The organism is Actinophytocola sp. (genome assembly GCF_035762905.1).
In the GTDB taxonomy this organism is placed as follows: domain Bacteria; phylum Actinomycetota; class Actinomycetes; order Mycobacteriales; family Pseudonocardiaceae; genus DASYTH01.
In genome coordinates this window covers 17,380-29,525 of record NZ_DASUCC010000011.1, presented here as the reverse complement: position 1 = coordinate 29,525, position 12,146 = coordinate 17,380, and the positions used below count along the sequence as shown (strand labels likewise).

General features: G+C 70.4%; 16 protein-coding genes and 2 pseudogenes. 13 read left to right on the top strand and 5 right to left on the bottom strand.

Translation table 11 applies throughout. The features are described 5' to 3' along the window. Nucleotides 1-242: pseudogene (locus VFV67_RS01450) on the bottom strand (hypothetical protein); the annotation flags it as partial. Nucleotides 243-426: 184 nt separating this feature from the next. Continuing rightward, nucleotides 427-864 carry a hypothetical protein gene (locus VFV67_RS01445; RefSeq protein ID WP_326466576.1) on the bottom strand — a complete coding sequence of 146 codons (438 nt, stop codon included), beginning with the start codon at nt 862-864 and terminating at the stop codon, nt 427-429. A gap of 111 nt (nt 865-975) precedes the next feature. Between VFV67_RS01445 and VFV67_RS01440 the strand changes: the two genes are divergently transcribed. Continuing rightward, the gene (locus tag VFV67_RS01440) at nt 976-1,878 is read left to right on the top strand and encodes an enoyl-CoA hydratase/isomerase family protein (protein WP_326466574.1); all 903 of its coding nucleotides are present in this window, start codon (nt 976-978) and stop codon (nt 1,876-1,878) included. Nucleotides 1,879-2,497: 619 nt separating this feature from the next. Here VFV67_RS01440 and VFV67_RS01435 read toward each other — a convergent pair. After that, entirely contained in the window at nt 2,498-2,740 is a 243-nt protein-coding gene (locus VFV67_RS01435; RefSeq protein ID WP_326466573.1) for a three-helix bundle dimerization domain-containing protein, read from the bottom strand. Between the two features lie 102 nt (nt 2,741-2,842). On the opposite strand from VFV67_RS01435, the gene VFV67_RS01430 reads away from it, so the two are divergent. Next, the gene (locus VFV67_RS01430; protein ID WP_326466571.1) at nt 2,843-3,292 is read left to right on the top strand and encodes a hypothetical protein; all 450 of its coding nucleotides are present in this window, start codon (nt 2,843-2,845) and stop codon (nt 3,290-3,292) included. A 5-nt stretch (nt 3,293-3,297) separates the two neighbouring features. Here the strand turns inward: VFV67_RS01430 and VFV67_RS01425 are convergent, their stop codons facing one another. Further along, nucleotides 3,298-3,519, bottom strand: a complete 222-nt coding sequence (locus VFV67_RS01425) for a three-helix bundle dimerization domain-containing protein (RefSeq protein WP_326466570.1) — start codon at nt 3,517-3,519, stop codon at nt 3,298-3,300. Nucleotides 3,520-3,674: 155 nt separating this feature from the next. Here VFV67_RS01425 and VFV67_RS01420 point away from each other — a divergent pair, with 155 nt between their 5' ends. The 8 genes and pseudogenes from VFV67_RS01420 (at nt 3,675) to VFV67_RS01385 (ending at nt 8,971) form a co-directional block, all read left to right on the top strand. Next, nucleotides 3,675-4,544, top strand: coding sequence for an NAD(+)/NADH kinase (locus tag VFV67_RS01420; RefSeq protein ID WP_326466568.1), 870 nt, complete (start codon nt 3,675-3,677; stop codon nt 4,542-4,544). 8 nt (nt 4,545-4,552) lie between these two features. Further along, on the top strand, nt 4,553-4,831 hold the full coding sequence (locus tag VFV67_RS01415) for a UBP-type zinc finger domain-containing protein (protein WP_326466580.1): 279 nt from the start codon (nt 4,553-4,555) through the stop codon (nt 4,829-4,831). Then, a pseudogene (locus VFV67_RS01410) lies at nt 4,828-5,028 on the top strand (DUF5996 family protein); the annotation flags it as partial. The gene VFV67_RS01415 and the pseudogene VFV67_RS01410, both read left to right, overlap by 4 nt. Nucleotides 5,029-5,134: 106 nt before the next feature. Further along, nucleotides 5,135-5,296 carry a hypothetical protein gene (locus VFV67_RS01405; protein ID WP_326466567.1) on the top strand — a complete coding sequence of 54 codons (162 nt, stop codon included), beginning with the start codon at nt 5,135-5,137 and terminating at the stop codon, nt 5,294-5,296. After that, a complete protein-coding gene (locus tag VFV67_RS01400; RefSeq protein WP_326466566.1) occupies nt 5,283-5,432 on the top strand; it encodes a DUF5996 family protein in 150 nt (49 codons plus the stop codon). The genes VFV67_RS01405 and VFV67_RS01400 overlap by 14 nt, the downstream gene beginning before the upstream one ends. Then, nucleotides 5,429-5,944, top strand: a complete 516-nt coding sequence (locus VFV67_RS01395) for an SDR family NAD(P)-dependent oxidoreductase (RefSeq protein WP_326466565.1) — start codon at nt 5,429-5,431, stop codon at nt 5,942-5,944. Before VFV67_RS01400 ends, VFV67_RS01395 begins: the two co-directional genes overlap by 4 nt. Next, nucleotides 5,929-6,153 carry an SDR family oxidoreductase gene (locus VFV67_RS01390; RefSeq protein WP_326466579.1) on the top strand — a complete coding sequence of 75 codons (225 nt, stop codon included), beginning with the start codon at nt 5,929-5,931 and terminating at the stop codon, nt 6,151-6,153. Before VFV67_RS01395 ends, VFV67_RS01390 begins: the two co-directional genes overlap by 16 nt. A 61-nt stretch (nt 6,154-6,214) precedes the next feature. Beyond that, nucleotides 6,215-8,971: a helix-turn-helix transcriptional regulator gene (locus VFV67_RS01385; RefSeq protein ID WP_326466578.1), complete on the top strand. Its 2,757-nt coding sequence runs from the start codon at nt 6,215-6,217 to the stop codon at nt 8,969-8,971. A 6-nt stretch (nt 8,972-8,977) separates the two neighbouring features. Here the strand turns inward: VFV67_RS01385 and VFV67_RS01380 are convergent, their stop codons facing one another. Next, nucleotides 8,978-9,160 carry a hypothetical protein gene (locus tag VFV67_RS01380; RefSeq protein ID WP_326466563.1) on the bottom strand — a complete coding sequence of 61 codons (183 nt, stop codon included), beginning with the start codon at nt 9,158-9,160 and terminating at the stop codon, nt 8,978-8,980. Between the two features lie 85 nt (nt 9,161-9,245). On the opposite strand from VFV67_RS01380, the gene VFV67_RS01375 reads away from it, so the two are divergent. From VFV67_RS01375 to VFV67_RS01365, 3 genes are read left to right on the top strand one after another with little or no spacing between them, the layout of a single operon-like run. After that, entirely contained in the window at nt 9,246-9,647 is a 402-nt protein-coding gene (locus VFV67_RS01375; protein WP_326466562.1) for a DUF1003 domain-containing protein, read from the top strand. A 15-nt stretch (nt 9,648-9,662) separates the two neighbouring features. Further along, nucleotides 9,663-10,847: a cytochrome P450 gene (locus VFV67_RS01370; protein ID WP_326466560.1), complete on the top strand. Its 1,185-nt coding sequence runs from the start codon at nt 9,663-9,665 to the stop codon at nt 10,845-10,847. After that, the gene (locus VFV67_RS01365) at nt 10,844-12,079 is read left to right on the top strand and encodes an acyl-CoA dehydrogenase family protein (protein WP_326466559.1); all 1,236 of its coding nucleotides are present in this window, start codon (nt 10,844-10,846) and stop codon (nt 12,077-12,079) included. The genes VFV67_RS01370 and VFV67_RS01365 overlap by 4 nt, the downstream gene beginning before the upstream one ends. Nucleotides 12,080-12,146 lie beyond the last annotated feature (67 nt).

The window sequence follows — 12,146 nt, the reverse complement described above, 5'->3', positions numbered from 1 at the left end:
AGGAAGACCTGGTCGCCGGCATCGGCCCAGGAGTGCGCCGCCTCCGCCGTCAGCGACGCCGAGGTCGTGATCACCGCCGCCACCGACTTGGCCACCGCGATCAACGCGTTGGCCGCCAACGCCACCAGCACGGTGCGCAGGCTCTCGACATCCGGCCCGCCCGCCGCCGAGCCGAGGTCCAACGCCAGGCCGTCGTCCTGGCCACCGCCGCGCCCTCGCGACGCACCGTGCTCATCCACCATGCCCACAGCCAACCGGAAACTCGCCCGGCCAGCGTGGTCGCACTGGACATTCGTAGTCGTGCCGCAGGCTCCCGGCGGATGTAGACGCTGGACCTGCGTGGGCAGACTTGGCCTAGTTGAGGCGGTGGCGGCCGTGTTCATTCCCGGCTCAATGCTCGGGTGGCGAAGTGCGGGTGTTGACAGCTCAAGCGCAGGTGTCGCGGCGGAAGGTCGCGTAGGCATTGTTGATCTCCTCGACACCGGAAACGACTTTGGTCGTCAGTTCACCCGGAGCGGAGCCGCTGGCCACATAGGTCGCGTTGAGGACGCTCAGGTCGTAGTTGTATCGGGCGATTTCCAGCGCCAGTCCGGTCGCGCCCTTGTCCCGGTAGCCTTCGACCGCCTTGTAGAAGTCACCCCCCTTCTCCGCCAGGCGTCTCACGTTGAAGTCCGTGAAGTCGAGGCTGGAGGTCGGCGTCCACTTCCACGCGTTGTAGGCGCGCTCCACATTGGAGCACTCCACCTGGTTCGGGCTGGGCTGGGTGGCCACGGTGACCGTGGTCGGCGCCGCCTTGGACGGGTTGTCGGAGCAGCCGGCCGCTGCGGCGGCCAACACGGCGACAGGAACAAGTCTGCGGATCATGCACTCTCCAAGGCCCGGGTTGACGGCTACCCCATCGCTCAGATCGGTTCAACCGTGACAGTGCACTGGTCAACCACGGCAACCTCGGTGAAGTTCGCTAGCTTGGTCTTCATGACCCCGCCCGCGATGGTCTGGATCGGGGAGGGAGCCCACATCAGTGATGTCCATGCGGGAGAAGGGCTGATGATGCAGGAGTACCGCACGTTGCGGGTCACCGAAGTCGAAGGCGGTGTGGTGAGCGTGGTGATCGACGCGCCGCCGATGAACCTGATCGGACCGGAGTTGGTGCGTGACCTGGTGACGCTGTTCGGCGAGCTGGAGTCCGCCGTGGACGCTCGGGTCGTGGTGCTGGAGAGTGCGGACCCGGAGTACTTCGTGCCGCACGTCGATCTCACCACGGTCGCGGAGTACACCGCCGAGGCCGCCAAGGCGGGCGGGCCGGATGACGCCTCGCTGGGCATGTTGTGGCACAAACTCAGCGAACTGCCGGTCGTGACGATCGCCAAGCTGCGCGGCCGCGCCCGCGGCGCGGGCAGCGAACTGGCGTTGGCGTGCGACATGCGCTTCGCCGCCCGGGAGAACACCGTACTGGGCCAGCCGGAAGTCGGGTTCGGTGTGCTCCCGGGCGCTGGTGGGATCCAGCACCTGGGGCGGCTGCTGGGCCGGGGCCGGGCCATGGAGGCGATTCTCGGTGCAGCCGACTTCGACGCCGAGCAGGCCGAACGGTACGGCTGGATCAACCGGGCACTACCCGACACCGAACTGGACGCGTTCGTGGCCCGGCTCGCGCGTCGCATCGCGTCGTTCCCCGCCGACGCGGTGCGATCGGCCAAGCAGGTGCTCAACGACCTGACCCTGCCCGCCGCGGACGCGATCCGTTCCGACGCCCGCCTGTTCCAGCAACTGGTCCGCTCCGAGACCGTCCAGGCCCGCATAGCCACGCTCTTCGCGCAGGGGTTGCAAACCCGCGGCCCACTCGAACTCGACCTCGGCAACCGCATCGGATCCCTATGACGCGGCACTCGCGATGACACAAGGCTTTCATTGGCACAACCCGCGATCGATAACGGCCTTAACCGCAGAACGCCAGCGCCAACCCCACGCATGCGGTGACACCGACCCACCTCACATGATCTCTCACAGCATCACTCCACCAGCTACGCGTCCCAGCGCGTGATCGCCCGGGTGAAGATCCGGGCCACGGGTCGCAGGACAGGCGCAGACCGGTTACGCGGGTGCCGCCGATTCGCAGGTGGGAGGCCAGGGCCGGTACCGGTAGTGAAACCCCGCGAGCCCGGCGGCGGATCCGTGAGATCGGGCAGGCCGTACTCCGACTCGGCGACCGCGAAGTCGAATGTCCCGTTGCGGAACTGGGCCGCCCGTCGGTCTATCCGTCGCGGCATAGTGGACGGTCAAGCCCAACCGGGTGGGCACGTCGCGCCGCCCCTGGTCGACCGCGGGAGTCGCCGAGGTCGACCCCCAGGCCGGCGATCGCCGCATCGGTCTGCGCCTGCGCTACGGGTGCCTGCCGGCCCACGGCACCCATTTCGCGTGCCGACCAACTGAGGTCGCCTGGGATGTCACCGTTTCCGCTGTGGGCAAACGATCGGCTACCGGTCGACGACCCCTCGGTTCACCGCGGGCGAAGTGTGGGGGAGTCCGCGTCGAGCAGCGCGCGCACCGAGCGCTCCACGAGGATGGGCACGAAGGTGGGCACGCTGGCGTGGGCAAACCGATCCCGTTCATGGTCCAGTACCCGCAGCACGGCCTCCCGGCGGTCCGGCCCGTAGTGCTCGATCAGCCGCGCCTCGAGCTCGGCGAACTGCGTGCTGAGGGTGGTGGTGGCCGTCGTGTCCAGGGTTGGCGCTTCGGTCATGGGTCGTCGTCCCTTCCTCGTGCCCGGCCCCTGGCTCCCAACATCATCCACAGCAAGATGAACACCAGGTGAACCGTCCACAATGCGGCGTATCGTGGCGGCATGTTGCAGGCCCGCAAGGTCAGCTGGTGGCGCAACAGCTATCAGTTGGTGGCCGACGGTGAGCTGCTGGCGACGTGGACCGGCCGGGTCTGGCGTGGGGGCGGCACGGTGGATCTGGCTGGGCAGCGCCATGAGGTAGCGGCCAATGCGTGGAGTTCCCGGTTCGAGATGACCGATGAGGCCGGGGCGGTGGTCGCGGCCGCGGACCGGGTGGGCCGTAAGCGGTGGACGGTGGCGGCCGACGGGCGCACCTACCGGTTCCGGCGGGCGTCCTGGTGGCGGTCGGAGGAACTGCTGGACGAGGCGGGCCAGCCGGTGGGTTCGGTGCGCCGGGTGGGCTGGGGCGGCACCGCGGTGGCCGATCTTCCCGGGCTGTCGTTGCCGGTGCAGGTTTTCGTCCTGGTGGTGGCGTTGGCCAAGTGGGAGGCGCAGAGCGCCGCTGCCGCCTGAGCCCGTCAGTTCGTGCTGAGGCGGGCCCGGACCGATCGCTCGACCAGGATGGGTACGAAGGTGTGCACCCGGGCGTCGCTGAACCGGTGTCGCTCCTGGTCGACCAGGGAATGCACGGCGGCCCGCCGGTTCTGGCCGTAGTCATCGACCAATCTGGCTTCGAGCTGGGCGAATTGGGTGTCCTGTGCCGCTTCCGCCATCGAGTCCAAACTCGGTGCGTCAGCCATGTCACCCGTTCCTTTCCGTGTGGTTTGCCAGCTACGTACTTTCCACCGTAGATGACCCTCGGTGCGCGCGCTGGACGCATGGTCGACCCGGCCTCGCGCGGGCGGTTCGGCGCGAGCAGACTCGAGGCCATGACGGCGCGGAACCGGGTCGGTTGATGCACGCGGTGGGTCTGGTGCTGCATCCGCGGCGAGACGCGGGTCAGGCGGTCGACCAGGTGCTTGAGTGGGGCGCCGCGCGCGGGATCGAGATCCTCGGCCTGGCCGAGGAGGTCGACCGGCTCAACTGTGCGGCGGTCGCGGTGCCGGCGACAGACCTGGGCCGGCGGGCAGACCTGTTGGTCAGCCTGGGAGGTGACGGGACCATGTTGCGGGCGATGCGGTTGGCCGACCGGCAGCGGGCGCCGGTGCTCGGGGTGAACATGGGCAAGCTGGGGTTTCTGGCCGAGGTGGACGTGCCGGACCTGCCGGATGCGCTGTCGGCGATCGATAGTCACCGGTTCAGCGTCGAACCGCGCCTGGCGGTGGACGCCGTGCTCGGCGGCCGGACGGTGACCGCGTTCAACGACGTCGCGGTGGTCCGGATCCCGGGCCAGGGCAGCGCGGTGGTGGCGGTCGGTGTGGCAGGGCATCCGTTTGTCAGCTACGCCGCCGACGCGGTGATCGTGGCCACCCCGACCGGGTCGACGGCCTACAGCTTCTCCGCGGGTGGGCCGATCACCAGCCCGGCCGTGGAGGCGCTGCTGGTGACTCCGGCCGCGCCGCACTCGGCCTACGGCCGGGGTGTGGTGCTGTCCGTGCACGACATGGTCACCCTGGACATCCTGCCGACCAGCGGGCGGCTGGCGGTGGAGGTGGACGGACAGGTCGCCGGCTACGTCGAACCGGGCGACTGCGTCGAGCTGCGGGCCCGCCCCAATGCCGCGCACGTGGTGCGCCTGGGCCGGACCACCTTCTATCAACGTGCCCGCCGCAAGCTGCGCCTGACCGATTCCCCGGAGATCCCACCCGTCGACGGTGAAGGGTAGTGACCACAATGGACCCGACGTGCGCGCACCTGGACGCCATCCAGGTCACCGAACTTCCCGACCCGGTCGCCGGGTGCGCGGACTGCCTCGCGGCCGGAGGACAGTGGGTGCATCTGCGGATGTGCCAGTCCTGCGGCCGGATCGGCTGCTGCGACAGCTCACCCAGCCGGCACGCCTCCGCGCACAACCGAAGCACCGGGCACCCGATCATCCGCTCCGCCGAACCCGGCGAGGAGTGGAGCTGGTGTTACGTCGACAACATCGCCTTCACCGTGACCAAGGAATGAGCACCGGGTGGCCGCGACTGCGGCTGGCCGACTGGGCCGACACGAAAGACACGCTGCACATATGGACCCAGATCGTCGGCAAGGTCCGCACGGCCTACGCCCCGAGGGTCAACCACTGGTGGCACGTCACCGTCTACGTCAGCCCGCGCGGGTTGACCACCTCGACGATTCCGTTCCAGGACGGCGGTTTCGACGTCGAGTTCGATTTTCTCGATCACCGGCTGCACCTCCGGACCAGCGACGACCGCCACCGCGCGGTGTGGCGCTGGCGGCCAAGCGGTGGCGGCGTTCTACGCCGAAACCATGGCCGCACTGACGGAACTCGGCATCCCGACCCGGATCCATGCCGCGCCGAACGAGGTGGAGGTGGCTATCCCGTTCGCCGAGGACGAGCCCGGCTACGCCGCGAGTTCGGTTCGCCCGTCCACCGCGCACTACCGACGGCGAACACGTGCTGCCGTATGAAGCCGTCGCCGCGGCCGCCGACCCCGACGCCGTCCTGCTGGAGTTCCTGCACACCACCTATGACGCCGCAGCCGATCTGGGCGGCTGGGACCGCACCACGCTGGAGACCGACCTGCAGCGATTGGCGCGATCATGACCGGGGAACTGGCCGGGCAGACCGTGGTGCTGATCGGCGGCAGCGCGGGTATCGGCTTGGAAACGGCACGGCGGGCGCGGGCCGAGGGTGCGCAGGTCGTGCTCACCGGACGCGATCCGGATCGGCTCGCGCTGGCGGCGCAGGAGGTCGGCACCGAGCGCACGGCGGCGTTCGACGCCAACGACCACGCCGCCTTGGCGGAGTTCTTCCAGGGGTTGCCGGGGCCGATCGACCATGTGCTGGTCACCGCCGGCGGCCCGCACTACGGGCCGCTGCTGGAGATGGACGCCGCCCAGGTGCGTGCCGCGCTGTCCGGGCATGTGGTGCTGGGGCTGGAGTTGGCGCGACACGCGGCGGGGCGGATGCGGCCGGGTGGCACGCTGCTGTTGATGGGCGGTACCGGCGGCCGGCGGGTCGGGCACGGGTTGGGGATCGTCTCGGCCGCCACCGCCGCGCTGCCGCCGTTCACCCCGCTTTGGCGCTGGAGTTGGCGCCGGTGCGGGTCAACCTGATCGCCGCCGGGTTCGTCGACACCCCGCTGTCGGCGTCGCTGCTCGGTGACCGGCTCGAGGACCGCCGCGCCGAGCTGCGGGCGACGTTGCCGATCGGCCGGGTGGTCGGTCCGGCCGATGTCACCGCGCTGGCCGTGCACATCATGACCAACACCGCGTTGACCGGCGCCACCTACGACATCGACGGCGGACAGCAATTCGTCTGGTGAGCCCGGCGGGACTCGATCTGACGGGCTGGGCTGGCCGTCGCGCTACTGTTTCCGGGTGCCCATGTCGGGTGGTGCGGGGTTGCTCGGCCGGCGTGCCGAGTGTGCGGCTCTTGATCGTCTGCTGGCCGACGCGAGGGCGGGGCAGTGTCGGGTAGTGGTGCTGCGGGGGGAGGCGGGGATCGGCAAGACCGCGTTGCTGGAGTACCTGATCGGCCGGGCGTCGGATTGCCGGGTGGCGCGGGTGGCGGGGGTGGAGTCGGAGCGGGAGCTGGCCTTCGCCGGGCTGCACCAACTGTGTGCGCCGTTTCTGGACCGAGTGGAGCGGTTGCCGGGTCCGCAGCGCGACGCGTTCGGCACGGCGTTCGGGTTGAGTGCGGGTCCGGCGCCGGATCGGTTCCTGGTCGGGTTGGCGGTGTTGACCCTGCTGGCCGAGGTCGCCGAGGACGAACCGCTGGTGTGCGTTGTGGACGATGCGCAGTGGCTGGACCGGGTCTCGGCGCAGACCCTGGCGTTCGCGGCCCGCCGGCTGCTGGCCGAGCGGATCGCGTTGGTGTTCGGGGTGCGTGAGCCCGAGGGCGAGCCGGAGCTGGTCGGGTTGCCGGAGCTGATCGTCCGCGGTTTGGCGGAGGCCGATGCCCGGGCCTTGTTGGACTCGGTGGTCCGGGGGCCGGTGGATGGGCGCGTGCGGGACCGGATCATCGCCGAGACGGCCGGCAATCCCTTGGCGTTGCAGGAGTTGCCCCGGACGTGGACGAGCGTGGAGTTGGCCGACGGGTTCGACCGGGCCGACGGGGTGGGGCTGGCCGGGCGGATCGAGCAGGGGTTCCTACGCCAGCTGGACCCGCTTCCGGCCGACACCCGGCTGCTGTTGCTGACCGCGGCGGCCGAGCCGCTGGGGGACGCCGGTCTGCTGTGGCCGGCGGCCGGGCGGCTGGGGTTGGGTGCCGATCCGGCGGCCGCGGCGGCGGCGAGCGGGTTGATCGAGTTCGGGCCGCGGATCCGGTTTCGGCATCCGCTGGTGCGTTCGGCGCTCTACCGGTCGGCCTCGGCGGGGGACCGGCAGCGGGTGCATCGGGCACTGGCCGAGGTGACCGATCCCGACACCGACCCGGACCGCCGGGCATGGCATCTGGCCCAGGCGACGGTCACCCCGGACGAGGACGTGGCGGTCGATCTGGAGCGTTCGGCCGGCCGGGCGCAGGCGCGCGGCGGAATGGTCGCCGCGGCGGCGTTTCTCGAGCAGGCCGCGCTGCTCACCCCGGACCCGGACCGGCGGGCCGCGCGGGAGCTGGCGGCGGCCCGGGCCAAGCGGGATGCGGGTGCGCTGGATGCGGCGTTGGGCCTGCTGGCCGCGGTGGAGGTTGGTCCACCCGATGCGGTGCGTGCCGCGGAGGTGGAGCATCTGCGTGGGCAGATCGCGTTCGATCAGCGCCGGGGCAGCGACGCGGCCCGGCTGCTGCTGCACGCCGCGGCGCGCTTGGCGCCACTGGATGCCGGGCGGGCGCGTGAGACGTACCTGGAGGCCCTCGGGGCCGCCCTGTGGGCCGCCGGCTCAGATGCGACCGGACTGCGCGAAGCGGCCGAGGCCGCCCGCGCCGCACCGGCCGCCCAGATGCCGCCCCGGGCGGTCGACCTGGTGCTCGACGCCCTGGTCACCCGGTTCACCGAGGGCTATCCGGCCGCGGCGCCATTGCTCGGCCCGGCGCTGGCCGCCGTCCGCGACCTCGACACCGGCAGCGAGGAGGTCGGACGGGTGCTGTGGCTGCTGGGCAACCGGGCCGGCGGCACCCTCGCCACCGAGGCCTGGGACTTCGAGTGCGCTCGCGGCCTGGCCACCCGGCAGGTCCAGCTGGCCCGGGAGGTCGGCGCGCTGGTGCAGTTGCAGTTCGCGCTGAACTTCCTGGCCATCAACGAGTTGCTGGCCGGGGACCTGGCCGGCGCCGCGGCGGCGGTCGAGGAGGACCGGCGGATCGCCGAGGTGACCGGCAACCCACCGGTCGGCTACACCGCGATGGCCGTGGCCGCCTTCCGCGGGGAGGCGACGGCGGCCGAGCAGATCGCGGCCACCGCGCAGGCCGCGTCGGGTCGCGGGCAGCACCGGCTGGTGAGCTTGGCGGACTGGGCCACCGCGGTGCTGTCCAACGGTCTGGGCCGCCATGACGCCGCGCGCGACGCCGCCCGCCGGGTGTTCGACGCCGACATCGTCGGCTACCAGATGCTCGCCGCCGCCGAGTTGGCCGAGGCCGCGTCGCGCACCGGCGATGAAGCGCTGCTGGCCGCCGTGGCGGCTCAGTCGGCTGAGCGGGCCCGGCTGATCCCGACCGACTGGTCGGTGGGGATCGCGGCCCGGCTGCGCGCCCTGTGTGGCACGGGTGTGGAGGCTGACCGGTGCTATCGCGAGTCGATCGAGGCGCTGGGCCGCACCGCGCTGCGCGTGGACCTGGCCCGTTCCCACCTGCTCTACGGTGAATGGCTGCGCCGGGAGGGCCACCGGGTGCAGGCCCGCGAGCATCTGCGCACCGCGCACGACGCACTGTCCGAGATGGGTTTGGCGGCCTTCGCCGAGCGGGCCGGCCGGGAGCTGTCGGCGACCGGCGAGACCGTGCGCAAACGCAGCGCCCCGGTCGTCGACGAGCAGTTGACCGCGCAGGAGTTCCAGATCGCCCGGCTGGCCCGGGACGGCCTGTCCAACCCCGAGATCGGCACCCGGCTCTACCTGAGCCCCCGCACCGTGGAATGGCACCTGCGCAAGATCTTCACCAAACTCGGCATCAGCTCCCGGCGCCAACTCCGCGACACCACGCTAGCCGTGACCTGAACAGGGTCACTCGAACGGATCGGCGTAGCGGGAGATGGCATCCCAGTCGCTGAACCGCTCCCGCCGCCCGCGCCCGCTCCGCCGCATCCGATCCCGCTCGCGGCGCCGCTTCGCCAGCCGGCGCGCCCTCCGCCACCGGTCCAACCATCCACGCACCCCGAACACCCCATCGTCCTCGCGGCCGTTCATGTCCGTCTCCTTCCTGGTCTGTGACCAGTGTCGGGGCGAGGAGTGCCGCTTCGCGCCCGTCGAAGTCACGGGCAGGATCTCCGGCATGACGTCGACCGATCAGGGCGTGCGGCACCATCCCGTCGTCCTCGCCCACCGCCAGGCCGACCTCCAGCTGCGCATTGCCGACGCGATCACCGCGTTTGCCGGTTCCATGCCGTTCGTCTATGCGGTCGGGTTCGCCGCGTGGATGGTGTTCATCGAGTCCGACCCGTGGCCCAAGCTGACCCTCATCGTCTCGCTGGAGGCGAACTTCCTGTCCACGTTCGTCATGATCGGGCAGAACCGGGCGGCGGCCTTCCAGCAGGCCAAGGCCGACCACGACTTCGTGGAACAGGAAATGGAGTTGAAGACCAACACCGAGTTGACCCGCGCGATTCACACGCTCACCGTGGAGACGCACCGGCGCATCATGGCGGAGTCCGGGCAGCCGGATGCCAATCCCTGAGCTGTGGAGGTGGGCGTGGACAAACCGGTCGCGGACATCCTGGCGAATATGGATCTCTACGCCGAGGATCAGCGGGAGCATCTGCTCGACGCGCTTGCCGTGGCGCGCGAGGAAAGTCCGGTGCTGCGCACGGAGGCCGACGACGGCTATTACGTGGTGACCCGATATGAGGATGTGCGAACGGTGTGCGCGCATCCGGAGATCTTCAGCTCGGTGCAGCCCGGGCTGCGGGGTGTGCCGGTCCGGCTCATTCCGTTGGACGTCGACCCGCCCGACCACCGTCTGTTCCGCGAGTTCCTCAACAGATATTTCTCGCGGTCGTTTCTGCTGCGCTATGAGGAGGAGATCCGGCGGATCGCGCGGGAGGCGATCGCCGCGTTCATCGACACCGGCGAGGTGGAGTTCGTGCATGGCTTCTCGGTGCCGTTCAGCGCCGGGTCGCTGGCCCGGATCGTGTTTGCCACCGACAACGCCGATCTGGTCAGCCGGGGTGTGGCGGCGGTGCACCGGGCGGCGCTGGAAAGCACCCCGGACAGCTTCCAGGCGGTGGCCGTGCTCGCCGTGGAAGCGATGGCCGAGGTGGAGAACTCGCCCGCCGGCCGGGAAGACGTGCTCGCCGCGCTGACCACGGCGACGGTCGACGGTCGACCACTGTCCACTGAGGAGCGTCTGGGTATCGTGACCACCCTGCTGCTCGGCGGGCTGGACACCACCCGCGGCATGATCGTCAACATCGGCTACCACCTGGCCACCCGCGACGATGTCGAGCCCATCCTGCGCGCGCCGAACTGGTGGCGCGGCGAGTTGGACGAGTTTCTCCGGTTCGAGCCCACCGTGTCGTTCATGGCCCGCACGGTTACCCGGGACACCGAACTCGCCGGCACCCCGCTCAAAGTCGGTGACCGGATCGCGGTGCACTTCTACGCCGCCAACCGCGACCCGCAACGGTTCGACCGGCCCGACGAACTCGTCTTCGGCCGGGCGACCAACCCGCACCTGGCCTTCGGCAGCGGCATTCACCATTGCCTGGGTCGGGGCTTCGCCCGCATCCAACTCGCCATCGCCTTCGAGGAACTCCTCGCCCGGGCCACGAACTTCCACCTCAAACCGGGCGCCGACATTCCCAGGCGGGCCGGCGTCAGCCTGAACAGTCCTGCGGAACTGCACCTCACCTTCGACCGGAGGGGATCACACCGATGACCGTTTCGTTCCTTCTTTCCCCGGAGCAGGAACAGCTCAAAGCGGCCGCCCGGGGTTTCGCCCGGGATCAGTTGCGGGATCTGGCCGCGGCGACCCGGGCCGAGCCCGACCCGTTGACCCGGGCGCTGCTGCTGCGGCCGGTGATCGAGAAGGCGGTCGCGGCGGGGTTTCTCAAAGGTTTGATCCCGGTTCCGTTCGGCGGTACGGCAGCCAACGGGGTCGACGCGGCGATCTTCCTGGAGGAATGGGCGGCGGAGCTGCCGGACTTCGTCATCTCGATGGGTGGTCCGCTGATCGCGCTGGCGCCGGTCTACCAGGTCGGCACGCCGGATCAGGTCGAGCGGTTCGTCCGGCCGTTCCTGGCCGATACCGGCGCACCCCTGGCGGCGATGGCCTTCAGCGAGCCGGAGGGCAGCGCGAACTTCGACGCCGAGGGGCCGGGGGAGGGGATCCGCACCACCGCGGTCCTGGACGGCGACAGCTGGGTGATCAATGGGCGCAAGGCCTGGGCGTCGCACCTGCCCGGGTGGGACGGAAACGGCCCGGACCTGATGACCATCGTCTGCCGCACCCCCGGCGGCATCTCGCTCATCGTCGCCGAACGCGAGCACCTGGCCGGCCACATCGAGGTCGAGCAGTACTACGACCTACCCGGGCTCAAGGGCTGCCTGACCACCCGGATCCGGCTCACCGACGTACGGGTGCCGCGCGGCAACCTCCTCGGCGCCGAAGGCCAAGGCGTGGCGTTGACCCGCAACGCGTTTCTGCCCAGCGGCGCGTCGATCGGCATCTTCGCCACGGCCGCGATGCGCCAGGCCTTCGACATCGCCTACCGCTTCGCGCTGTCCGAGAAGCGCGGCGGACCGGTGCCGATCATCGCCCACCAAGCCGTGTCCGACACCCTGGCCGACGCCAAGGGAAAGATCGAAGCCGTCCGGCTGCTGGCCTGGCGCGCCCTGGACGCCGTCCTTGCGGGGCACCCCAGCGGACCGGAACTGGCCCTGCACTCGAAGGTCTTCGGCTCCGAAACCGGTGTCGAGGTGATCAACAACCTCATCACTATCGTCGGCGTCACCGCCTACGACCAGAAGTTCCCCATCACCCGATTCCTACTGGACGCCCTGTCCTACCCGATCATCGAGGGAAGCAACGTCGGCGTACGCCGCAGACAACTGCAGGCGCTGTTCCGCACCCCCGGCTACGACCCACTCTTCGCCTCCGGCATGGCCTGACGCCACGGGACGACCTTGTGGCGACGGTGCGGTCAGGTGTGGAACGGGCCGGTGACCTCGTAGGTGA

Bases quoted from the DNA above. Each gene is read 5' to 3' on its own strand.
- VFV67_RS01445 (WP_326466576.1), bottom strand. From the start codon at position 864: ATGATCCGCAGACTTGTTCCTGTCGCCGTGTTGGCCGCCGCAGCGGCC.
- VFV67_RS01440 (WP_326466574.1), top strand. From the start codon at position 976: ATGACCCCGCCCGCGATGGTCTGGATCGGGGAGGGAGCCCACATCAGT.
- VFV67_RS01435 (WP_326466573.1), bottom strand. From the start codon at position 2,740: ATGACCGAAGCGCCAACCCTGGACACGACGGCCACCACCACCCTCAGC.
- VFV67_RS01430 (WP_326466571.1), top strand. From the start codon at position 2,843: ATGTTGCAGGCCCGCAAGGTCAGCTGGTGGCGCAACAGCTATCAGTTG.
- VFV67_RS01425 (WP_326466570.1), bottom strand. From the start codon at position 3,519: ATGGCTGACGCACCGAGTTTGGACTCGATGGCGGAAGCGGCACAGGAC.
- VFV67_RS01420 (WP_326466568.1), top strand. From the start codon at position 3,675: ATGCACGCGGTGGGTCTGGTGCTGCATCCGCGGCGAGACGCGGGTCAG.
- VFV67_RS01415 (WP_326466580.1), top strand. From the start codon at position 4,553: ATGGACCCGACGTGCGCGCACCTGGACGCCATCCAGGTCACCGAACTT.
- VFV67_RS01405 (WP_326466567.1), top strand. From the start codon at position 5,135: ATGGCCGCACTGACGGAACTCGGCATCCCGACCCGGATCCATGCCGCG.
- VFV67_RS01395 (WP_326466565.1), top strand. From the start codon at position 5,429: ATGACCGGGGAACTGGCCGGGCAGACCGTGGTGCTGATCGGCGGCAGC.
- VFV67_RS01385 (WP_326466578.1), top strand. From the start codon at position 6,215: ATGTCGGGTGGTGCGGGGTTGCTCGGCCGGCGTGCCGAGTGTGCGGCT.
- VFV67_RS01380 (WP_326466563.1), bottom strand. From the start codon at position 9,160: ATGAACGGCCGCGAGGACGATGGGGTGTTCGGGGTGCGTGGATGGTTG.
- VFV67_RS01375 (WP_326466562.1), top strand. From the start codon at position 9,246: ATGACGTCGACCGATCAGGGCGTGCGGCACCATCCCGTCGTCCTCGCC.
- VFV67_RS01365 (WP_326466559.1), top strand. From the start codon at position 10,844: ATGACCGTTTCGTTCCTTCTTTCCCCGGAGCAGGAACAGCTCAAAGCG.